This window comes from Stenotrophomonas sp. 1L-E-5-B-C3 (assembly GCF_057292075.1).
In genome coordinates this window covers 132,562-154,007 of record NZ_JBXAWS010000003.1, presented here as the reverse complement: position 1 = coordinate 154,007, position 21,446 = coordinate 132,562, and the positions used below count along the sequence as shown (strand labels likewise).

Genomic DNA, 21,446 nt, shown 5'->3' with positions numbered 1-21,446 from the left:
CATGCCCGGCGGGCGCGATGGCCTCAGCGCAGCGGCGAGGCCAGCACCGTGATCTCTTCACGGTCGTGATACAGCTGCTTGGCACGTACCACCAGCGGCTTGCCGGCCTGCTCCTGGAACAGGTCCAGGCACAAGCGGGTTTCGTCCCAGCGCTTCTTCATCGGCAGCTTCAGGTTGAAGATCGCGTGCCTGCACCAGCCTTCGCGGAACCAGGTGGCCATGCGTTCGGCCACGCGCCGCGGTTGCTCGACCATGTCGCAGACCATCCAGTCCAGCGGCTGTTCCGGGTGCCAGTGGAAGCCGTCGGCGCGCAGGTGCTCGACCAGGCCGGTGTCCAGCACGTGCTGGCGCAGCGGGCCGTTGTCGATGCTCAGCACGTGCATGTGCTGGCGGGTCAGCACCCAGGTCCAGCCGCCCGGTGCGGCGCCCAGGTCAGCCGCGCGCATGCCGGGCTTGGCCAGTGCCTCGCGTTCTTCCGGGGTCAGCAGGGTCAGCAGCGCTTCGTCCAGCTTCAGCGCCGAACGCGACGGCGCTTCCGGCAGCAGCTTCAGGCGCGGGATGCCCAGTGCCCACGGTGCGCTGTCGGCCGGGTCGGCCACGCAGACGAAGGCGTGGGTGCCGTCGACAAACACCACGTGCAGGCGCGGCAGGCGATTGTTTGGCTTGTCAGTGAGCTTGCCGGCCTTGCGCAGCGCCGGGCGCAGCGCATTGCCGAAGGCACGGGCCAGCCCGGACAGTGGCTTGCCGGCGTCCGAATCGGGATGCTCCACCCACAGGTCGCCGAAGCGCGGCGCATCGGCCAGCACCTCCAGCATCGGGGTGATGCGGTCAGCCGGGTCCAGCTGCGGCAGCTCGGCCAGCACCACCAGCTTCTGCCGCGCGAAGATCAGTTCGCGCCAGCGCAGCCGTGGTGCCAGCGCGGCGGCTTCGTCGCACATGAACAACACGTAGCCGTCATTGCGCTGGGTGCGCGCATAGCCGGCGAAACCGGCTTCACTGGCGCGGAACTGCAGCTCGCCGGCCAGCTCGGGCTCGAAGCCCTGCCGGCACAGGCACAGCAGGCCGATGCCGGTTTCAGTAACGGGCGCCATCGCTTTCCCCATAGGCACGCAGCACACTGCGTGCGGCGTCGCGGTTCAGGCCCTGCACCACTTCGATGCCGCGCTTGTTGAGTTCACCCACCCAGTCGGCCGGCAGCGGACCTTCATCGAACGGGGTCAGCTCTTCGACGTCGGCCGAGTTGGCACCGATCAGCAGGCGGTCGATGCCGGCCCACACGGTGGCGCCGTAGCACTGGCAGCACGGCTGCGAACTGGTGGCCAGGGTGACCGGTGACAGTACCGCGTTCAGACGCGGCGTCTGCAGGCGCTGCTGGGCCAGCATGTAGGCCATGTTCTCGGCATGCGCCAGCGAGGTCGAGTGCGGCATGACCCGGTTCACGCCGGCGGCGATGACCTTGTCTTCAGGGCCGAACACCACCGCGCCGAACGGGCCGCCACTGGCGTGCTCGACGTTCAACCGCGACAGCTCGATCGCCAGCGCGACCTTGGCCTCATCGCCCGGATATCGACGATCCAGGTCGATCTGGTCGTGAATCCAGGCGGGAAGGGTCAGGTGGACTTGCGCGTACAGCATCGCGGGGGGTGCCTCTTAGGGAATGGAAGAAGGTGCGGTTGCTTTGGAAACCGGCGCGCAGTGTAGCTGCACCGGCCTGTATCGGGTGTGGCGGCGGGTCAGCCCGGCGAACCGGTGCGGATCACCACGTACTGCTTGCGGAACTCCAGCCCGGCCTGCGGCCAGCTGGCGGCGTAGGCGCGCAGCAGGGGCAGGGCGGCGGTAAAGTCGTGGCCGTTGACCCGGCAATCGGCCTCGCACAGGCCGTCGGCATCGCGCGAGGCGAACAGGCGGATGGCGAGGAATTGGCGGGCTTTCAGCAGCTCATCGAAGGCCTCCATGCTGCGGGTGAACAGGCAGCATGGGCAGGAGCCGTGGTCGTCCTCGCTGCAGGTGGATGCATCCACCTCCTGCGCGCGGTAGTGCGCCAGCGGCCCCAGCACTACGGTGCGCTGGTGTTCCTCGCCGTCATCGCCGGCCGGATAGGTCAGGCCCATCATCGGCAGGCCCTGCGCGTCTTCGGCGCCGATCGCGGTCTGCAGCGTGGCCAGGTCCACCCGCACCCAGGTCTGGAAACCAGACAGCAGCGATGCCTGCTCATCGGCACCGTTGGCGTGCTGGTACTCGAACAGGCCATCGGCGAACAGCACCGGATGCTGGCTCTCGATGACGGTGGAGGTCTGCCAGCCGCCGTTGTCGCGCTCCTGCGCGGCCATCGCATGCGGGGTCAGGCGCAGGCCGCTGTCCAGCAGCAGCGCGCCACCGTCGGCGCGGCTGGCGATATCGGCGCCTTGCAGGACCTGCTGCAGCAGCGGGAGGAGGGCGGTAGAGGTCGTGGTCATGTCAGGCCTGTGGGTGGATGGGGGGGAACATCCAGGCAGGGCCTGGAACTAGCGCTCGAGCGCTTCGAGTTCGGCGCGGTATCGCTGCGCGTCGGGCTGCTGCTGCGGATCGTTGCCGTGGTCGCGCAGCCAGGTTTCCAGCTCGCGGCGATAGTCCGCGCGGAAATCGGCATTGCCCGGGCTGAAATGCAGCTTGCGTGCCGCCACCTCCACGCGCTCGCGCGCGCTGGCCCGGGCCTGGGCGATGCCGTGCGGTGATTCGTTGGTGAGGATGACGAAGTTGCGCGGGAAGCCCGGCGTGTACTTCACTACGAACGGCTGGTCGCGTGCAGGGATGCGGATGGCGTTTTCCAGCGGCCACAGCGAAGCGGTATTGGTGTGGAACACCACCTCCACGTCGCGGCCCTCGGCGGTGCGAAGCACCGCTTCGTAGCGCCAGATGTACTGCTCGTTGAGCGTGGAGTTGGTTTCCTCGGCCTTGACGATCACCGCTTCACCACGCTCGCCCACCACGTTGAGGAAGGCGGCGTTGAGGAAGTGGCCGAGGAACATGTTGAGCATCGCCAGCGGGAACACCACGATGGCGTAGCCCGGAAAGCGCCGCCACCACGAGACCAGCCCGGCCAGCACCATCGCTGCAAAGAACGTCAGCAGCGGATGCTGCGAGATGAACCAGAGCAGGACGGAGAGGGCGGTGATCATCGTCGGATTCGTGCGGGCGCCTTCCCGGCGCCCGCGCAGGTCCTCAGGCCGACCAGGTGTCGCGCAGGGTCACGCTGCGGTTGAACACCGGCTTGGCTTCGGTGTGGTCGCGGCGGTCGGCCACGAAGTAGCCGGTGCGTTCGAACTGGAACGACTGCTCCGGCGCAGCGCTGGCCGCGGCCGGCTCGACATAGCCGGTAACAGTGCGGCGCGATTCCGGGTTGAGGTAATCGCGGTAGGTCTTGCCTTCCGACTCGTCGTCCGGGTTCGGCACCGAGAACAGGCGGTCGTACAGGCGGATCTCGGCCGGCACACCATGCACAGCGCTGACCCAGTGGATGGTGCCCTTGACCTTGCGGTTGGCGCCTTCCATGCCCGGACGCGATTCCGGATCCAGCCAGCCGCGCAGCTCGGTGATGGTGCCGTCGGCATCCTTGATCACTTCGTCGCAGCGGATGATGCCGGCGCCGCGCAGGCGCACTTCGCCACCCGGGACCAGGCGCTTCCAGCCCTTCGGCGGTACTTCGGCGAAGTCCTCGCGGTCGATCCACACTTCGCGTGCGAACGGCACTTCGCGGCTGCCGAAGCTCTCGTCCTTCGGGTGGTTGCTGAAGGTCAGCTGCTCTTCGTGGCCTTCCGGCAGGTTGGTTAGTACCAGCTTGACCGGATCGACCACCGCCATGCGGCGCGGCGCGGCACTGTCGAGGTCTTCGCGCAGCGCGCCTTCCAGCACGCTGAAGTCGATCAGCGAATTCTGCTTGCTGATGCCCACGCGCTCGGCGAACAGGCGCATCGCCGCCGGGGTATAGCCACGGCGGCGCAGGCCCTGCAGGGTCGGCATGCGCGGGTCTTCCCAGCCGTCCACCAGCTGTTCGGTGACCAGCGCCATCAGCTTGCGCTTGCTCATCACCGTGTAATTGATGTTCAGGCGCGAGAACTCGATCTGGCGCGGCTTGGCCGCTTCGCGCGGCAGGCCGGCATCGACCAGCGGCTGGGTCAGCGCGTCGTCATGGGCGAAATCGACGTTGTCCACGCACCAGTCGTACAGCGGGCGGTGGTCTTCGAATTCCAGCGTGCACAGCGAGTGGGTGATGCCCTCGATCGAATCACCCAGTGCATGGGCGAAGTCGTACATCGGGTAGATCGGCCACGCGTTGCCGGTGTTCTGGTGTTCGACGTGCTTGATGCGGTACAGCGCCGGATCGCGCAGGTTGATGTTGCCGCTGGCCATGTCGATCTTGGCGCGCACGGTGCGCGCGCCATCGGGGAACTCACCGGCACGCATGCGGCGGAACAGGTCAAGGTTTTCCTCGACGCTGCGGTCGCGCCATGGCGACGGACGGCCCGGCTCGGTCAGGGTGCCGCGGTAGGCGCGCACTTCCTCGGCCGACAGGTCGCAGACATAGGCCTTGCCCTGTTCGATCAGCTTCTCGGCGGCCAGGTAGTAGGTCTGGAAATAGTCCGAGGCGTGGCGCAGCTCGTTCCACTCGAAGCCCAGCCAGCGCACGTCATCCTGGATCGCGGCCACGTATTCCGGATCTTCCTTGGCCGGGTTGGTGTCGTCGAAGCGCAGGTTGCAGACGCCGCTGAACTCGCCGGCGATGCCGAAGTTCAGGCAGATCGACTTGGCATGGCCGATGTGCAGGTAGCCGTTCGGTTCCGGCGGGAAGCGGGTCTTGATCGCCTGGTGCTTTCCGCTGGCCAGGTCCTCGCGCACGATCTGGCGGATGAAATCGCGCTTTTCGTGGCTGTCGGCGGGGGTCTCGGGGCTGGCGGGGGTGTGCTCGGACATGAGTCGGCGAAAAGAAAGGCAGAAAGATCACCAGTCTAACGCGTACGGGGCAGGGCTGCCCGGTAGGGTGTGGGGATGCCGGCCAGCGGCCGGCACTACCAGGCCCTCTTCCCGGTAGCGCCGGCCGCCGGCCGACGGAATGTGGATCGCCGTGCAATTGGGTAGTGCCGGCCGCTGGCCGGTAGAACGGTCATGCGCCGTCACCACCACCATTCAGCCCCCGGGCGTATGCTGGAACCCTGTCCCACGGAGCTGCCGCATGCACATCGTGTACAAGGCCGACAACCTGTTCGACGCCCACTTGGTCAAGCACGCGCTGGAGGATGCCGGCATCCCGGCCTTCGTGTTCGGGGAGTCGTTGCTGGGCGGCATGGGCGAGCTGCCGCTGTTCGGCGTGCTGCGGGTGGGCATCCCCGATGCGGCACGGCCGCAGGCCGAGGACATCGTGGCCGCGCTGGACTTGGGCCACGCGCCGGACGCCCCCATTTCAGATGCAGACGACATAGCCGGCCTTCCGGCGTAGGAGCGCATCATGTTGGGAATTGGCCAGGGCATCCTCGGCATCGGCGCCTTCAAGCAGCGCCTGCCGCGCCCGGAAGAAGCTCTGCCGGGGCGTGACCAACCGCTGCCGCTGCACAGCAACCAGCACTTCGTGAACAGCCATCCGCTGAAGGACCGTTTTGCCGGCCTGCAGCAGATCCGTTTCGCGCTGGGCTGCTTCTGGGGCGCCGAGCGCAAGTTCTGGACCGAACCGGGCGTGTACAGCACCTCCGTGGGCTATGCCGGTGGCATCACCCCGAACCCGACCTACGAAGAGGTCTGCTCGGGCCTGACCGGCCACACCGAAGTGGTGCAGGTGGTGTTCGATCCGGCCGTGGTGAGCCTGGAGCGGCTACTGCAATTGTTCTGGGAAAGCCACGACCCGACCCAGGGCATGCGCCAGGGCAACGACACCGGCACCCAGTACCGTTCGGCGATCCACGCCACCGACGAGGCACAGTACGCCGCTGCGCTGGCCAGCCGCGAGGCCTACCAGGCCCAGCTGGATGCGGCGGGCTACGGCCCGATCACCACCGAGATCGTGTACCCGGCGCCGGAGTACTACTACGCCGAGGACTATCACCAGCAGTACCTGGCGAAGAATCCGAACGGCTACTGCGGCATCGGCGGCACCGGCGTGAGCTGCCCGATCGGGTTGGATGTGGAGGCGCCGCGCTGACGCGCGGTGGTCCGCCTGCGGCGGGCAGAATCTACGGCAGAAGCCAAAGCCAAAGCGGCTCTGCGTTTCTGCGGGTTGGGCGGGGCGGTGTGGGTTGGCAGGACACGCCGTAAACCCGTCCCTGGGGGCTCGATGGCGCCATCCATGGCGCCAACGGTCCTGCCAACCCACACCGCCCCACCCCCGACAGTTTCCCGGTGACGGTGGGCAAGAGCATGGGTTACTGACGAACTGAAAGAAAACAAAAAGGACGCGGCCTTCGCCGCGTCCTTTTTGTTTGATCCTGCAGTGCTTTCTGTAGAGCGGAGCCATGCTCGGCTCAGAGCAAGCGAAGCGCGCGACCCGCTTTGCTCTTCTTTCTTTCATCCGTGGCGGGCGGCCGCCGGAATCTGTCGAAGGCAGGGTGGGCAGGCTGTGCAGGGGCGTGAGCCGCATGGGCCCGAGGCATGCCTCGGGCGGGTTGGGCAGGACGCCCAACCCCGGTCTTGCCGTGTGCGCAGGACAGCGCACACGAGCAAGCCGCGGACAAGCTCCCATGGACGGGTTTACGGCGTCCCTCGCAACCGGACCCACCTCGCCATCCCACGCAATGCCAGCGTTTGTCGTTGACGTTGACGTTGCCTCTGCAGGTGCAGGGCGCAGCCCTGCTGCTTACTCCAACCCCTGCAGCGGCACCTTCGCCAGGATCCGTGCCCACGGGAACAACGGCCCCGGGTCGCGCTTGCGCGCCACCATCAGTCCCGGGTCATCACTGGCCGGCACCTGCTCCCGATCCAGCTGGTCATGCCCGGCAATCCGCCGCAGTGACGGGTAGCGCGCTACCAGCGCCAGCAGCAGCTGCTCCAGCGCCTGCAGCTGCGCCTCGGTGTAGGGCTCATCCATCGCCTGCTGGCGGCTGTCGAACCAGTGTGGGTAGCGGCCGGTATTGACCAGCTCGATGCCCAGCGTGTGTGCGTTCATGCCGCGCACGTGGTGGGCCACGCGTTCCGGTGCCACGTACTGCACCACGCTGCCATCGCGGTCGATGTAGAAATGCCCGCTGTTGCCGGCGCCACTGTCGTAAAGCACGCGCTCGCCGTACTCGCGGGCCATCGCCAGATCGGGCAGCTCGGTGCAGTGGATCACCACCATCTCCAACGTTGCCGGGTCGCGCAGCGGCAGGCGGTCTTGGTAGGGCAGGGGCTGCAGCTGCAGGCCGGGCAGGAGCGGGTTGGGCATTCGGCGATGCTAGCATTGCGGCATGAACCTGCCTCCTCTTTCGCCGCCGACCCGCTCCCACGGAGCGCGCGCATGAGCCGCGGCCACTGCATCCTGTCCCACGGTTTCGAGAGCGGCCCGGAGGCGACCAAGGTCACCGCGCTGGCCGAGGTGGCGCAACGCCTGGGCTGGACCCACGAGCGCCCGGACTACACCGACCTCGATGCGATGAGCGAGGTCAGCCGGGTGGGGGACGTGCGCACCCGCCTGCAGCGCCTGGTCGAACGCGCCGCCATCGCCGCCCAGCAAGGGCCGGTGGTGCTGGCCGGCTCCAGCCTGGGTGCCTACATCTCCGCCATCGCCTCGCTGCAGGTGCCGGTCGCCGGTCTGTTCCTGATGGTGCCGCCGACCACCATGGGCCCGATGCCGGCGCTGGACGCCGCGCCGGTGCCGACCACGGTGGTGCAGGCCTGGCATGACGAGGTGGTGCCGGCCGCCGGGGTGATCGCCTGGGCCCAGGCGCGCTCGGCACAGCTGCTGCTGGTCGATGATGGCCACCGCTTAGAACGCCACGTTGAGGCCTCGGCACAGGCCTTCGAGCGCCTGCTGCGCCAGCTGTGAAGCCCGGGCGCACGGCGCGCCCGCCCGCATTGACTACAATGGCAGCCCCGCCGCCCCCGGCGCGGGCCTGCCGGCCGTGTCCACGGCCCTCCTTCTTGAATGGCCCGGCTTCCTGCCGTGCCTGACCACCTGTGAACCGATCCCGTGAAATTTTTTGTCTCCTGCGCCAAGGGCCTGGAATACCTGCTTGCCGATGAGCTGTCGGCCCTGGGCCTGGAAAAGGCCACTGCCACCATTGCCGGCGTCAACGCCGAGGGCGAACTGGAGCAGGCGCTGCGGATCGTGATGTGGTCGCGCCTGGCCAGCCGCGTGCTGTGGCCCATCGACGCGTTCGAGTGCCCGGACGAGCAGGCCCTGTACGATGGCGTGCGCGCCCTGCCGTGGCACGAGCACATCAAGCCGGAAATGACCCTGGCGGTGGATGCGCACGTGTCCGGCGACAAGATCACCCATGCGCGCTTCGCCGCGCAGCGGATCAAGGACGCCATTGTCGACCGCATGCGTGACGAAGGCCTGGAACGCCCCTCGGTCAACACCGATCTGCCCGACGTGCGCGTGAACCTGTCACTGCGCAAGGGCCGTGCCTCGCTGTCGATCGACCTCGGCGGCGGCTCGCTGCACCGCCGTGGCTGGCGAGGCGCCGCCCACGAGGCGCCGCTGAAGGAAAACCTCGCCGCCGCCCTGCTGCTGCGCGCGCAGTGGCCGCGTCTGCACGCCGCCGGTGGTGGCCTGCTGGACCCGATGTGCGGCAGTGGCACGCTGCTGATCGAAGGTGCGCTGATGGCCGCCGACGTCGCCCCCGGCCTGATGCGCCACGGCAGCCTGCCGCCGAGCCGCTGGCTGGGTTTCGACAAGGCCGCCTGGAAGGCGATCCAGAGCGAGGCACGTGACCGCGAAGCGGCTGGCCTGGCTGCGCTGAAGCCGGTCATCCACGGCAGCGACATCGACCCGACCGCAATCCAGGCCGCGCGCGAAAATGCTGAAGTGGCCGGCGTCGCCCATGCGATCCGTTTCACTCGCGCAGATGTGGCCGACCTGGCCGCGCCGGAGCAGGAAATCGGTGCGGTGGTCTGCAATCCGCCGTACGACGAGCGCCTGGCCGCCGATCCGGCGCTGTACCGTGCGCTGGGCAACGCGCTGCAGAAGGCGGTGCCGCAGTGGCGCGCGAGCCTGCTGTGCGGCAACGACGAGCTGGCCTTCGCCACCGGCCTGCGCGCGGGCAAGAAGTACCAGATGTTCAACGGTGCGCTGGAATGCGCGCTGATCATCTGCGACCCGATTGCCGTGCCCGGCCGCGACCCGGCACAGCCGCGCGAGCTGAGCGAAGGCGCGCAGATGGTGGCCAACCGCCTGCGCAAGAACCTGAAGAAGTTCAAGAGCTGGCGCGCCCGCGAGGACATCACCTGCTTCCGCGCCTATGACGCCGACCTGCCGGAATACGCGGCGGCCATTGATGTCTACGAGGAAGACGGTGGCCAGCGCCGTACCTTCCTGCACGTGCAGGAATATGCCGCGCCGGCCGCGATTCCGGAAAACGACGTGCGTCGTCGCCGCAACGAACTGTTGGCCGCTGCACGGGAAGTGTTCGGCGTGCCGCCGGAGCAGGTGTCGATGAAGTCGCGTGAGCGCGGCAAGGGCGGCAGCAAGTACGGCCGTTTCGAACAGCGTGATGAATTCATCGTGGTGCGTGAGAACAATGCGCTGCTGCAGGTGAACCTGTTCGACTACCTTGACACCGGCTTGTTCCTCGACCACCGCCCGCTGCGCCGGATGATGGCCGAGCAGGCGCTTGGCAAGCGCTTCCTCAACCTGTTCTGCTACACCGGCGTGGCCAGCGTGCAGGCCGCCGTGGCCGGTGCGGCCAGCACCACCAGCGTCGACTTGTCGGCGACTTACCTGCAGTGGTGCTACGACAACCTGGCGCTGAACGGGCAGGGCGGCAACCAGCACCTGCTGGTGCAGGCCGATGCGATGGCCTGGCTGGAAGGCGACCGCGGCCAGTACGACGTGATCTTCTGCGATCCGCCGACGTTCTCCAACTCCGCGCGTGCCGACGACTTCGACGTGCAGCGCGAGCAGCTGAAACTGCTGCGTGCAGCGGTGGCGCGGCTGGCGCCAGGTGGCGTGCTGTACTTCTCCAACAACTTCCGCCGCTTCAAGCTGGAAGAGAACGCCATCGCCGAATTCGCCCAGTGCCGCGAGATCACCGCGCGCACCATCGGCCCGGATTTCGAGCGCAACGCGCGCATCCACCGTGCGTGGGAACTGAAGCGGTTGGGGTAAGCCGATGTTCGGGGTCGGATCCCCTGCGTGAAGCGCAGGGGCTCTGACCCCATCCGGATCTACGTACCCCGAGGTCAGAGCCCTTGCGCTGCGCGCTAGGGATCCGACCCCGGTGGCTCTGCTACAGCAACGCCACCAGCAGCCCGGCCACAGGCAGCGCGATCGCCAGTGGTGCGATCCACTTCGGCCGGTATGGGTACAACCCGAACGACAACACCACGCCGCCCACGGTCATCACGCCCAGCCACAGCACCGGGCCCATTGCCCAGCCGTGGTCGACCACGCACAGTGCAAACGCTACCGTCAGTAGCGCCCAACCCAGCACCCGCCACTGCGTGCGCCGTGCCGGCGCGGCCGCGGCCTTGCCATGCAGGTCATGCTGGTGTTTCTCCATCGCCAGCGACAACGCGGTGAACGCAGAGAACGACAGGGTCAACGCCAGCAACATCATGCGCTGGCCTCCGCTTCGGCGGTTTCCGCAGCGTCAACCGGGGTTTTGGGCGCCGCCGCGGCAGCCGCACGTTTCTTTTTCTCGGCCGCGCTCAACGGTGGCGTCCAGCGCTGCATGCGCCAACCGCACAATGCCAGCATCGCACCGAAGGCGATCATCGACAGGTCAAAGCCGGCCAGCACCCAGTCGCCGTTGCGCAGGGTGTTGCCCAGGTGCGCATGCGTGGTCAGTGCATTGACCACCGGCACCAGCGCGAACGCGGCTGCGCCCAGGTACAGCTGCCACGCCCACATCATCCGCTTCGGCCAGATGAAGGCGGCCAGCAGTGCCGCGCCCCAGGCGTAGAAGAACACGTTGGCCTCGGCGCTGGAGCGCTCGGCGATGTCCAGCGGCAGCAGGCGGTTGCCCCAGAAGTACGCTGCAAAGGCGATCGGCAGGCCGGCCACGGTGCCGATGTTCAACGCATCGACCAGGCGCAGGCCGAAGCCTATGCGGCCACTCTTGGCGTGCTTGGGCCGTTCCTTCACCGCCCACAGCACCACGCCGCTGGCCACCATCAGGCAGCCGACCAGGCCGGACAGGAAGAACAGTGCGCGCAGGCCCCAGTCGGCGAAGCGCGCCAGGTGCAGGCCGTATAGCACGCCGCGGGTGGCGGTGGCGCCACCGGAAGGCGGTGTTTCTTCCAGCAGCGTGCCGTTGACCATGTCGTAGCGCACGGCCGGGGTGTCGGTGGACAGGCGCTTGCCGTCACGCTGGCGGATGTCGATCACTGCATTGGCCGCGCCCGGGTTGGATACGGTGAAGCCGGCCACCTCCACGCCGTGCCAGTGCGCTCGCGCGCTGTCCAGCAGCTGCGCGATCGGCAGCGGCGTGGCGCGGCCTTCGGCCGGCGCGGTCACCTCCGGCATGCCGCCGAAGGCTTCGCTGAAGAACTTGTCCTCGTCCTGTGGGTAGGCGACTTTCACCCCCCACGGCAGGTACATGATCATCAGGGTGACGATGCCGGTGTAGGTGATCATCGCGTGGTAGGGCAGGGCCATCACCGCGCTGACGTTGTGGAAATCGAGCCAGGAACGCAGGCCCTTGTCCTTGCGGAAGGTAAAGAAGTCCTTGAAGATTTTCTTGTGGGTGATGACACCGGTGATGATCGCCACCAGCATGAACATCGCGCAGAAGCCGACCAGGTAGCGCGCCCACAGCACAGGAATGTAGTGCAGGTCAAAATGCAGGCGGTAGAAGAAATCACCGCCTCGGGTCTCGCGGGCTTTCAGTGCCTGCCCGGTGTTCGGGTCCAGTGTGGCGTCGCCGAAGCCACCGCGACGGCCACGGCTGGGGTCGGCCAGCTCCGGCGGCAGCCGCCAGAACATCTGCATGGCCGGGTTGCGCGGTTGCGGCAGGGTGACGAACCAGTTCTCGGCCTGCGCGGCGTTGGCCTGCAGGTAGTCCACGGCACGCTGTGCAGCCACATCGATGCTGACGTTGCTGGAGGGCAGTTCCGGGCGCATCCAGCGGCTGATTTCCTCGCGGTAGTAGCTGGCCGTGCCGGCCATGAAGATCAGCAGCAGCAGCCAGCCGACCAGCAGGCCGGTCCAGGTGTGCAGCCAGGCCATCGACTGACGGAATCCGTTCTTCATGCCCAGGCCCCCAGCATGCGCGCGATGACTGCCATCAGCAGGGTGGGGGCGAGGATGCCGACCCAGGCACGCAGCGCACTGCGGGTGGCGAACGCCCACAGCGCCGCGCAGGCGGCCACCAGAATGGCAAGAAGCATGCCGGTCAGCACGGTCTGGCCACGTGCGCCGGGCAGCGCCACCGCGCAGAACACGCTGGTCACGGAAGCCAGCGCGTAGCCGCCGAAGATCGCCGCCAGCGAGCGTGAGAGCACGCCCCAGCGCGGGTTGGAGAAGAAGGTGCGGGGGCTGGCGGTTGCGGGCGAGCGGTCCACGGCGTTCCTGCAGGTTTCAGTGAAAAGGAACCGGCGCACCGCAGCGCGCCGGGGTTGGCCATCCGTGGCCGGGCACCGGTCGCAGAACCGGTGCCATCCATCGAGGGTCAGAGCTTCCAGCGCAGTGTCATCGTCACATTGCGCGGTTCGCCCCAGAACACGCCGTCATAGAAACCGACGCGGTTGTAATACTTCTTGTCGAGCAGGTTGTTCACGTTTACCTGCGCGGTGAAGTTCTCGTTGAAGCGATAGCCCGCCGACAGGTTGAGCAGGTAGATGTCGCCCTGTTCGATTGCCACGCGGTCGCGCTTGCCGCTGGTCAGGAAATCCGCACGCGGCTTGTTGCTCAGGCTCCAGATACCGCTCTGCCAGGTGGCGCCACCGCCCAGCCAGAAGCGGCCTTCAGCGCCGCCCGGTCGCCAGCTGGCGTTGAGGCGGAACAGATCGACCGGGACGACGGTGTTCTGGCGCACGCCCTGCGCATTGCGGCTGACGGTGTGGGTGAAGCCGGCCGCCAGGTTCCAGTTCTCACCAAGGCTGCCTTGTGCTTCGATCTCCCAGCCCTTGACCTTGTTGCCCTTGCCGGTGGAGCGGTAGGCACTGCCCCCACCCGGCAGCGAGTTTTCCGGCACCGAGTCATCGAGCTCGGCAACGTTGTCCTTCTGGCCCTTGAACACGGCCGCGGAAGCATTCAGCAGACCGTCGAAGAACTCGGCCTTGACGCCGGCCTCCCACATGTCACCGACCACCGGTTCGAGGTAGTTGTTGTCCCGGTCACGGTAGTTCTGCGGCTGGAAGATGTCGGTGTAGCTGACGTAGCCGCTGAAGTAACGGTTGAAGTCGTAGATGAAGCCGGCATACGGAGTGAGCGAGTCGTCCGGCTTGTAGCCGCCGCGACGCGTATCGGTCAGGCGACCGGCGGCGTCATGGGTGTAGTTCCAGGTGCGCGTTTCCCAGCTGCCGTAGCGCGCGCCGAGCACCGCGGTCAGCGGATCGGCCAGCTGCAGGCGCGTCGCCAGATAGGCCGCGCGCTGGCGCAGTTCGTCTTCAGAAGCCAGATAGCCCAGGCGGGTAACCTGCAGCGGCGCGACGTCGCCGTTCCAGCGGTGCCAATCCGGTACACGGGTGTAGCTGTCCGGGTAGGCAGCGGTGTCGGTGGCAGGCACGTCACCCTTGCGCACCGATTGGCCGAAACCGAGCACCAGCTCGTGTTCCCGGCCGAACAGCCGGAACGGACCGCCAACGTTGAAGTCGAACACCTGCATGTCGCCGTTCTCGCCGAAGCTGCCGACGAAGGCGCTGATGCCGCTGCCATCGGCATTCGGGTAGCCGGAGGCCCCGTACCACACCGCACCGTCGGTTTCGCGCTTGGAGCGGGTATAGGCGGCCTTGGCGGTCCAGCCGTTGCCCAACTGCTGCTCAAGGCGTGCGAATGCGCTCTTTTCGATGATCGGCCAACTGCTCCAGCGGGCGGACAGGTTGGTCGAGCGCGGCAGGTTGGCGGGCTGGCCATCGGACCCCCAGTACGGCACCACGCCCCAGGTCACGCCTGTGGTGCGCGGCGACTGGTATTCGTAGCCGGCCTCGAGCAGGGTCGTGTCGGTGATGTCGGCCTGGACGATGCCGTAGAACACGTCCTTGTCCAGTTTGTAGACATCGCGGAACGAGTCACTCTGTTGTTTGGCCGCCACCACGCGCGCGCGGATGCGGCCGTCGAGCGCAACCGGGCCACCGAGGTCGGCCTCCAGGCGCTGGTTGCCCCAACGCCCGAGGGTCAGGTTGGCGCTCATCTGGAAGCTGTCGGTAGGACGCTTGCGCACGAAGTTGATGGTGCCCGAGGGATCGCCGGCACCGGTGGTCAGGCCGGTTGCGCCGCGCACCACTTCGATGCGGTCATAGATCACGCTGTCGGTGTTGGTCTTGATGTACCCACCGAAGGTGTTGAGCATCCCATCGACCTGGAAATTGGTGATGTTGTAGCCGCGCGAGACGTAGTTGATGCGCTCACTGTCGGTAACCGATACCGCCACGCCGGTGACCTGGCCCATCACATCGGACAGCGAGAACAGGCCCATGTCGTCCAGGCGCTGGCGGGTGACCACGGTCATCGACTGCGGTGTCTGGCGCAGCGACAGGCCGAGCTTGGTGGCCGTGCTGGCACGCTTGACCGTATAGCTGTCGACGATATCGCCGTCAGCGGTGACCTGGACCGTATCCAGCGTGCGCGCGGAAGGATCGGCAGTGCCGTCGGCATGGGCCAGCGGGGCGATCATCAGTGCGGTCACGGCCAGGGCCAGCAGAGTGGGACGAGGGTGGTTCAACGGCATTGCCATCGGTGCGATTCCATGCAGGACGAAACAGGCGATGGAATGCGCAGACACAGCAGCCATGCGCTTCGCGCACGTCGCCCAGCGAGTCCCATCGACGGTGCGCCACCCGCTTGGTGCGGGCGACCCGGTAGTCGGGGGATGTACACGGGCGAAGGGGCGGGTAGGTGCGTGCTTCCGTGCCCCGCTTGGCTAAGCGTACAACCGATCGGCAAATGATAGGCATTCGCATTTCGTTAATCAAGCGTGACGAATTCCGTCTCCACGCAGGGCGTGGATCGACTGCCGGATGGGGTCCTAGAACCTGAACACCACCGTCGCGGCGTGCAGCAGCAGGCCGATCAGGCCGCCCACCAGTGTGCCGTTGAAGCGGATGAACTGCAGGTCGCGGCCCACGCTCAGTTCCAGCTGTTCGACCAGATGCCGTTCGTCCCAGCTCTTCACGGTCTGCGCGATATGCGTGGTCACGCCTTCGCGCAGGCGGCCGGTGAGGCGCTGGGCGCCCTCCAGAAGATGCTGGTTCAGCGCGTCGCGCAGGGCCGGGTCGGCCTGCAGGCTGCTGCCCAGTGACGCGAGGCTGCGCTGCAGGTGCCCGACCAGCGCCGAATCCTCACGCTGTAGGTCGGCACGCAGGCTGGCATGGATGCGCGCCCACAGCCCCTGCACGTACTCCTGCAGGGCGGGGTGGTCGATCATTTCCTGTTTGAGCTGTTCGATGCGCTCGGCCAGGACCGGGTCCTCGCGCAGGCGCTGCACGTAGTTCTGCAGCCAGCTCTCGTAGTCCTGGCGCAGCGGATGCTGCGGCTCGGCCAGCACCTGCTGCAGTTCTTCCAGCACCGCCCGCGCCAGTCGCTCGGCCAGGCTGTCGCCGATCTCGTCGATCGGCTTGACCCAGTTCACCGTGCTCGACAGCGTCGGCCACTCGCGCTGGATGTAACGCACGATCAGCTGCGAGGCGCGCTCCTTCACTTCCGGCTGCTCCAGCCAGCGTCCCAAGCGCTGCAGGCCCTCGTCCAGCACGCGCTGGTGGCGCCCATCGGCGGTCAGCAGGGCCAGCAGCTCACCGGCGGTGGCGGCGGCATTCCACTGCCGCAGCTGCTGCACCACGAAGGCGTGCAGCTGCCGACGCACCGCGGTTTCGTCGAAGAAGTCCAGTGCCTGCAGGGCCCAGCCGCGGGCCATGTCGGCCAGCATCCGCGAACGTGCAGGGTCGGCCAGCCAACTGCCGAGACGGCTGGCCGGGTCGAATACCTGCAGCTTCGCCAAGAGGACCTGTGGTTCAAGGAACTGGTCGCGCACGAACAGGGCCAGGCTGTCGCCGATGCGTTCCTTGCTGCGTGGGATGATTGCCGTATGCGGGATCGGCAGGCCCATCGGCCGCCGGAACAGCGCGACGACCGCGAACCAGTCGGCCAGTGCGCCTACGGCCGCTGCTTCGCAGAAGGCCGAGACCCAGGCCCAGATGCCGCGCTCGCCCTGCCAGTGGCTGACCGCGAAACCGGCCAGCATCAACAGCAGCAGTCCCAGCGCGAGGGCTTTCAGGCGCCGCAGCTGTGCGCGGCGCGGATCGTTGGCAGACGTCATGCCGGAAGTCTAACCGGCACGGCATGAGCATCTGGTAGTGCCGGCCGCTGGCCGGCATGCGCAACGCACCCGGAACGTTCATGGGGTTGCCGGCCAGCGGCCGGCACTACCCGTTGGTTCAGAGCGCTTCGAGCTGCTTGCGCAACGCAGCCAGCTGCGCGCGCAGGGTGTCGTTCTCGCGGGTCAGCGCGACCACGCGGCGGCGCAGCGCCGGGGCATCCTCGCCCAGCTGCTCCAGTGCCGACAGCACCTCGGCGTCGCGGCTGGCGATCTGCTCTTCGTCCGCTTCCTCGAAGTCCATCTCGGCTGCTTCCGGCTTCGGTGCACGCGGCTTGCGCTTGGACTCGCGCACGCGCTTGGCGGCCTGCTTCAGCTCATCCTTGCCACCGGCGGCAGCGGCGCGCTGCTCGTCTTCCGGCAGGTCGGCCACGGCAGCAGCAGCGCTGATCGAGATCACGCCGGCCTTCACCGCTTCCACCACCTCGGCCGCGGCCTGGGCGTGGATGCGTTCGATCATGCCGACCTGGCTGGTGCTCAGCTTGGCCTCGCGGGCCAGCTCGGCGCGGCTGATCTTCGGTGCCGGTTCCCACGGCGGGCTGTCCTCACCCGCGTCCTCGATGGCTTCGGCGGTGCCGTCGCTCTCGCGCTGCAGCTGCGCCTGCTCGATCTGCTTGCGGGCGGCCAGGATGTCGCGCTTGCGCAGCGCCAGCACGCCGCGCTGGAAGTCGGACACGCTGCGGCGGCCCAGGTGCTGCTCGATCATCCACAGGTGCACGTCTTCCATGCTCTGGAAGCGGGTGTTCTGCACGGTATTGAAGGGCAGGCCATGCTTCTGGCAGATGCCGAAACGGTTGTGGCCATCGACCAGCACATCACCCCACAGCACCAGCGCATCGCGGCAGCCTTCGGCCAGGATGCTGCGCTCCAGCGCGTCATGTTCGTCCGCGGTCAGCGGGTCGATGTAGGCCTTGAGTTCTTCTTTGACGACGATATCCATGGGCACGGCAGCGAGCAGGAGCGGAACCGCCCATTGTACCCGCTCGCCACCGCCGGCCCGGGCTCAGGCGGTGGCCCGGATCATCTCGCCCAGGGTGCCGGTGATCTGGTCGATCTGTGCCTTGTCCACGATCAGAGGTGGCGACAGCGCGATGATGTCGCCGGTACAGCGCACCAGCAGCCGGCCGTCCTGGAAGCAGCGCCGGAACACCTCGTAGCCACGGCTGCCGGGGGCATCGCGGCGCGGCGCCAGCTCGACCGCGCCGACCAGCCCGAAGTTGCGGATGTCGATCACGTTGGGCAGGCCCTGCAGCGCGTGCAGCCGTTCCTGCCAATATTCGCCCAGTTCGATGGCACGCTCGAACAGGCGCTCCTCGGCATAGACCTCCAGCGTGGCCAGCGCTGCGGCGCAGGCCAGTGGATGGCCGGAGTGGGTGTAGCCATGGAACAGCTCGATGGCCTGCGGCGGCGCCTGCATCAGGGCCGCATGCACGGCATCGCTGGCCAGCACGCCGCCCAGTGGCACCGCGCCATTGCTGACCGCCTTGGCGAAGGTCAGCAGGTCCGGGGTGACCCCGAAGCGCTGTGCGGCGAACGGCATGCCGACCCGGCCGAAACCGGTGATGACCTCGTCGAACACCAGCAGGATGCCGTGGTGGTCGCACAGCTCGCGCAGCCGCTGCAGGTAGCCCGGCGCGGGCAGGATCACCCCGGCCGAACCGGCAATGGGCTCGACGAATACGGCGGCGATGGTCGAGGCGTCATGCAGCGCAATCAGCCGCTCCAGGTCGTCGGCCAGCTCTGCACCCTGGCGCGGCAGGCCCTTGCTGAATGCATTGCGCTGCAGGTCCAGGGTGTGCCGCAGGTAGTCCACGCCACCCAGCTGCAGGCCGAACGCTTTGCGGTTGTTGGGCAGCCCGCCCAGCGCCATACCGCCGAAACCGACCCCGTGATAGGCCTTCTCGCGGCTGATGAAACGGGTGCGCTGGCCCTCGCCGCGCTGGCGGTGGTAGGCCAGCACGATCTTCATCGCGGTATCCACCGCCTCGGAGCCGGAACTGGTGAAGAACACATGGTTGAGCGGAGGCGGCGCCAATGCCGCCAGCCGCTGTGCCAGCGCAAAGGCCGGTGGCGACCCCATCTGGAAGGCGGGCGAGTAATCCAGGGTGCGCGCCTGCTCGACGATGGCGTTGACGATGTGCGGCCGCGCGTGGCCGGCATTGCAGCACCACAGGCCGGCGGTGCCATCGAGGATCTGGCGGCCGTCGACGTCCTCGTAGTGCATGCCATCGGCCCGTACCAGCATGCGCGGTGCGGCCTTGTACTGGCGGTTGGCGGTGAACGGCATCCAGTACGCGTCCAGTGACTCGGGGCGCTGGGTGGCCAGGTCGTGCAGGTCGCTTTCGGGACGCTTCATGCCAGCTCCATCGGGTCCGATGCGATGAATGTAGCGCAGCCGCGTCACGGCGAGGTCGCGGCGGCTGTCCGCCGGGCCATGCCCGGCGGGCACATTGGATCGCTGATCACGGTCGGGTCGCGACCACATCGGTATAACCAAGGCTCGTTGAATGTTGGAGCTTCCCATGGCCGATTTCCCCGACCGCAGCCATTGGCAGGCGCTGGCCCTCCAGCTGTCGATGCCGGGCCAGGCCTTCATCGACGGCCGCTATGTCGATGCCGCCAGCGGCGCCCGCTTCGACTGCATCAGCCCGATCGATGGTCGTGTGCTGGGCGCGGTTGCCGACTGCGACGCGCAGGATGTGGAGCGCGCGGTACTGGCCGCGCGGCGCAGCTTCGAGGCGGGCCACTGGTCGCAGGCGCGCCCGGCCCATCGCAAGCGCGTGCTGCTGGCGCTGGCGGCATTGGTGGAAGCGCACGCCGATGAACTGGCCCTGCTGGAAACCCTGGACATGGGCAAGCCGGTGCGTGACGCCCGCCGTATCGACCTGCCCGGCGTGGTGCGCTGCCTGACCTGGACCGCCGAAGCGGTGGACAAGCTGTATGGCGAGATCGCGCCGACTGGCCCGCACGAGCTGGGCCTGGTCACGCGCGAGGCTGCCGGCGTGGTGGCCGCCATCGTGCCGTGGAATTTCCCGTTGCTGATGGCCTGTTGGAAGATCGCGCCGGCGCTGGCGATGGGCAACTCGGTGGTGCTCAAGCCTTCCGAGCGGTCGCCCCTGAGTGCGCTGCGGCTGGCGGCGCTGGCCGCCGAAGCGGGCCTGCCCGAGGGCGTGCTGAACGTGCTGCCGGGCCATGGCGCGCGCGTCGGCGAGCCGCTGGCCCTGCACATGGACGTGGACGTGCTGGCGTTCACCGGCTCCACTGCCACTGGCGCCAAGCTGCTGGAGTACTCAGGCCGGTCCAATCTCAAGCGGGTCTGGCTGGAATGCGGCGGCAAGAGCCCGCACGTGGTGTTCGCCGACGCGCCCGATCTGGACGCGGCGGCCAAGGCCGTGGCGCAGGGCATCTTCTTCAACCAGGGCGAAGTCTGTACCGCCGGGTCGCGCTTGCTGGTGCAGCGCTCGATCCGTGAGGATTTCGTGCACCAGGTGGTTGCTTATGGCCAGCACATGCAGCCGCAGCATCCGCTGGACGCCGACGCGCCGATGGGCGCGCTGGTGGACGCCGCGCATCTGGACAAGGTGATGCGGGATATCGCACGCGCCGAAGCTGAAGGTGCCCGCCTGCTGTTGGGCGGGCATCGTGCCGAGGTGGAGGCGGGTGGCAGCTATGTGCAGCCCACGGTGTTCGACCAGGTGCGCCCGGAGCAGGCCTTGGCACGCGAGGAAGTGTTCGGGCCGGTGCTGGCGGTGCTCGGTTTCGACGACGAGGCCGAAGCCGTGCGCGTGGCCAACGACAGCCGCTACGGACTGGCCGCCGGTCTCTGGACACGCGATCTGGGCCGCGCGCATCGGGTTGCGCGCCAGCTGCGCGCCGGCAGCGTCTGGGTGAACGGCTGGGATGGCGGCGACATGACCGCACCGTTTGGTGGTTACAAGCAGTCCGGCAACGGCCGGGACAAATCGCTGCACGCCTTCGACAAGTACAGCGAGATCAAGGCTACCTGGATCCAGTTGTAACGACGCGCTTCGCTGGACGGCTTCGTGCTGTTCTGTAAAGCCGAGCCCATGCTCGGCTGCTCCCCCTGCCCGGTAGCTGCGGACCGTTGGTCCGCACGCTCCAGCACCCAGCCGAGTATGGGCTCTGCTCTACAAAGGCATGACCGCTACCGGCAGCGGGTACTCACCTGCAGCACCGCCGCACGCAGCAGATCCCGGTCGGCTTCTTCGACGGCGTTCTGGAAATAGTCCATGTCCTGCTTGCCCAGCTCGCACGGGTCGACGATGTACCCCGGTGGCCACAAACCCAGCAGCTGTGCCACGCCATGCACGATCTGCTCGGGGGTCATCTGCCGACGGATCCGGAAGTAATTGCGGCGCGGCCCGAACGCGGGATGGACCTCACGCCGACCGATCAGGCGCGGCGCCACGCCCGCTGCACTGATGCCGTCACCGCCATCGATGCTGCCCGCAGGCAGCTCCAGCGCCAGTGGCACCATTGCAGGCGATTCATCGAACGCGGGCGTGCTGGCATCCATGGGTGCCGCCGGGGGCGGGCGTGGCGCTGTCGATGCTGCTGGACGCGCTACCTCAGCGGTGGGCTGCGCCGGATGTGGTTGAGCCGGTACGGGCTGCTTCGGTGGCAGCCAGTACAACGAAATCCTGGTCCCCTCGTCGCTGCGAAGCGCGATCCTGCCGCTGTCCAGCAGCCACAGTGCCATCAACCCATGCACCAGCAGTACCACCAGCCATGCCGCCATGCGCGGCAGCTTCGGCGAATCGGACCACGACAGCGCGACTGCAGTCATCGGCA

19 protein-coding genes are annotated in these 21,446 nt (G+C 67.6%); 5 read left to right on the top strand and 14 right to left on the bottom strand.

The genetic code is table 11. The annotated features are described in order from the left end of the window. Positions 1 to 23: 23 nt before the first annotated feature. The 5 genes from rlmM to AC0Z6F_RS05720 all read right to left on the bottom strand — a co-directional run bounded on the left by rlmM (position 24) and on the right by AC0Z6F_RS05720 (position 4,950). The gene (gene rlmM, locus AC0Z6F_RS05740) at positions 24 to 1,091 is read right to left on the bottom strand and encodes a 23S rRNA (cytidine(2498)-2'-O)-methyltransferase RlmM (protein ID WP_012510108.1); all 1,068 of its coding nucleotides are present in this window, start codon (positions 1,089 to 1,091) and stop codon (positions 24 to 26) included. Continuing rightward, positions 1,075 to 1,635, bottom strand: coding sequence for a nucleoside deaminase (locus AC0Z6F_RS05735; RefSeq protein WP_012510109.1), 561 nt, complete (start codon positions 1,633 to 1,635; stop codon positions 1,075 to 1,077). Before AC0Z6F_RS05735 ends, rlmM begins: the two co-directional genes overlap by 17 nt. Before the next feature lie 98 nt (positions 1,636 to 1,733). Next, entirely contained in the window at positions 1,734 to 2,456 is a 723-nt protein-coding gene (locus tag AC0Z6F_RS05730; protein ID WP_485617297.1) for a DUF6348 family protein, read from the bottom strand. Positions 2,457 to 2,504: 48 nt separating this feature from the next. Further along, positions 2,505 to 3,158: a hypothetical protein gene (locus tag AC0Z6F_RS05725; RefSeq protein ID WP_065722814.1), complete on the bottom strand. Its 654-nt coding sequence runs from the start codon at positions 3,156 to 3,158 to the stop codon at positions 2,505 to 2,507. A 43-nt stretch (positions 3,159 to 3,201) separates the two neighbouring features. Continuing rightward, entirely contained in the window at positions 3,202 to 4,950 is a 1,749-nt protein-coding gene (locus AC0Z6F_RS05720; RefSeq protein WP_065722815.1) for a glutamine--tRNA ligase/YqeY domain fusion protein, read from the bottom strand. A 259-nt stretch (positions 4,951 to 5,209) separates the two neighbouring features. Here AC0Z6F_RS05720 and AC0Z6F_RS05715 point away from each other — a divergent pair, with 259 nt between their 5' ends. After that, positions 5,210 to 5,473 carry a putative signal transducing protein gene (locus AC0Z6F_RS05715; protein ID WP_010481810.1) on the top strand — a complete coding sequence of 88 codons (264 nt, stop codon included), beginning with the start codon at positions 5,210 to 5,212 and terminating at the stop codon, positions 5,471 to 5,473. A gap of 30 nt (positions 5,474 to 5,503) precedes the next feature. Beyond that, positions 5,504 to 6,169 (top strand): peptide-methionine (S)-S-oxide reductase MsrA, encoded by a 666-nt coding sequence (msrA, locus tag AC0Z6F_RS05710; protein WP_041864627.1) that lies wholly within the window; start codon positions 5,504 to 5,506, stop codon positions 6,167 to 6,169. Positions 6,170 to 6,820: 651 nt separating this feature from the next. On the opposite strand, the gene AC0Z6F_RS05705 is transcribed toward msrA, so the two are convergent. Continuing rightward, the gene (locus AC0Z6F_RS05705; RefSeq protein ID WP_485617853.1) at positions 6,821 to 7,387 is read right to left on the bottom strand and encodes an N-acetylmuramoyl-L-alanine amidase; all 567 of its coding nucleotides are present in this window, start codon (positions 7,385 to 7,387) and stop codon (positions 6,821 to 6,823) included. 72 nt (positions 7,388 to 7,459) lie between these two features. On the opposite strand from AC0Z6F_RS05705, the gene AC0Z6F_RS05700 reads away from it, so the two are divergent. Together AC0Z6F_RS05700 and rlmKL are read left to right on the top strand one after the other, a co-directional pair. Next, positions 7,460 to 7,987, top strand: a complete 528-nt coding sequence (locus AC0Z6F_RS05700) for an alpha/beta hydrolase (protein ID WP_065722378.1) — start codon at positions 7,460 to 7,462, stop codon at positions 7,985 to 7,987. 144 nt (positions 7,988 to 8,131) lie between these two features. After that, positions 8,132 to 10,270 carry a bifunctional 23S rRNA (guanine(2069)-N(7))-methyltransferase RlmK/23S rRNA (guanine(2445)-N(2))-methyltransferase RlmL gene (gene rlmKL, locus AC0Z6F_RS05695; protein ID WP_012510557.1) on the top strand — a complete coding sequence of 713 codons (2,139 nt, stop codon included), beginning with the start codon at positions 8,132 to 8,134 and terminating at the stop codon, positions 10,268 to 10,270. A gap of 121 nt (positions 10,271 to 10,391) precedes the next feature. Here the strand turns inward: rlmKL and AC0Z6F_RS05690 are convergent, their stop codons facing one another. The 7 genes from AC0Z6F_RS05690 to aptA all read right to left on the bottom strand — a co-directional run bounded on the left by AC0Z6F_RS05690 (position 10,392) and on the right by aptA (position 18,990). Then, the gene (locus AC0Z6F_RS05690; RefSeq protein WP_012510558.1) at positions 10,392 to 10,721 is read right to left on the bottom strand and encodes a DUF3325 domain-containing protein; all 330 of its coding nucleotides are present in this window, start codon (positions 10,719 to 10,721) and stop codon (positions 10,392 to 10,394) included. Next, positions 10,718 to 12,355 carry a PepSY-associated TM helix domain-containing protein gene (locus AC0Z6F_RS05685; protein WP_012510559.1) on the bottom strand — a complete coding sequence of 546 codons (1,638 nt, stop codon included), beginning with the start codon at positions 12,353 to 12,355 and terminating at the stop codon, positions 10,718 to 10,720. Before AC0Z6F_RS05685 ends, AC0Z6F_RS05690 begins: the two co-directional genes overlap by 4 nt. Next, positions 12,352 to 12,666 carry a DUF3649 domain-containing protein gene (locus AC0Z6F_RS05680; protein ID WP_032127889.1) on the bottom strand — a complete coding sequence of 105 codons (315 nt, stop codon included), beginning with the start codon at positions 12,664 to 12,666 and terminating at the stop codon, positions 12,352 to 12,354. Before AC0Z6F_RS05680 ends, AC0Z6F_RS05685 begins: the two co-directional genes overlap by 4 nt. A gap of 107 nt (positions 12,667 to 12,773) precedes the next feature. Continuing rightward, a complete protein-coding gene (locus tag AC0Z6F_RS05675) occupies positions 12,774 to 14,999 on the bottom strand; it encodes a TonB-dependent siderophore receptor (protein ID WP_485617849.1) in 2,226 nt (741 codons plus the stop codon). Positions 15,000 to 15,290: 291 nt separating this feature from the next. Beyond that, entirely contained in the window at positions 15,291 to 16,577 is a 1,287-nt protein-coding gene (locus AC0Z6F_RS05670; protein WP_004151605.1) for a DUF445 domain-containing protein, read from the bottom strand. A 118-nt stretch (positions 16,578 to 16,695) separates the two neighbouring features. Further along, complete coding sequence (locus AC0Z6F_RS05665) at positions 16,696 to 17,574, bottom strand: plasmid replication/partition related protein (protein ID WP_032127886.1); 879 nt, start codon at positions 17,572 to 17,574, stop codon at positions 16,696 to 16,698. 63 nt (positions 17,575 to 17,637) lie between these two features. After that, complete coding sequence (gene aptA, locus AC0Z6F_RS05660) at positions 17,638 to 18,990, bottom strand: omega-aminotransferase AptA (RefSeq protein WP_485617846.1); 1,353 nt, start codon at positions 18,988 to 18,990, stop codon at positions 17,638 to 17,640. 166 nt (positions 18,991 to 19,156) lie between these two features. On the opposite strand from aptA, the gene AC0Z6F_RS05655 reads away from it, so the two are divergent. Next, positions 19,157 to 20,653 carry an aldehyde dehydrogenase gene (locus AC0Z6F_RS05655; RefSeq protein WP_485617844.1) on the top strand — a complete coding sequence of 499 codons (1,497 nt, stop codon included), beginning with the start codon at positions 19,157 to 19,159 and terminating at the stop codon, positions 20,651 to 20,653. Positions 20,654 to 20,799: 146 nt separating this feature from the next. Here the strand turns inward: AC0Z6F_RS05655 and AC0Z6F_RS05650 are convergent, their stop codons facing one another. Continuing rightward, on the bottom strand, positions 20,800 to 21,441 hold the full coding sequence (locus AC0Z6F_RS05650; RefSeq protein WP_100434363.1) for a hypothetical protein: 642 nt from the start codon (positions 21,439 to 21,441) through the stop codon (positions 20,800 to 20,802). Positions 21,442 to 21,446 lie beyond the last annotated feature (5 nt).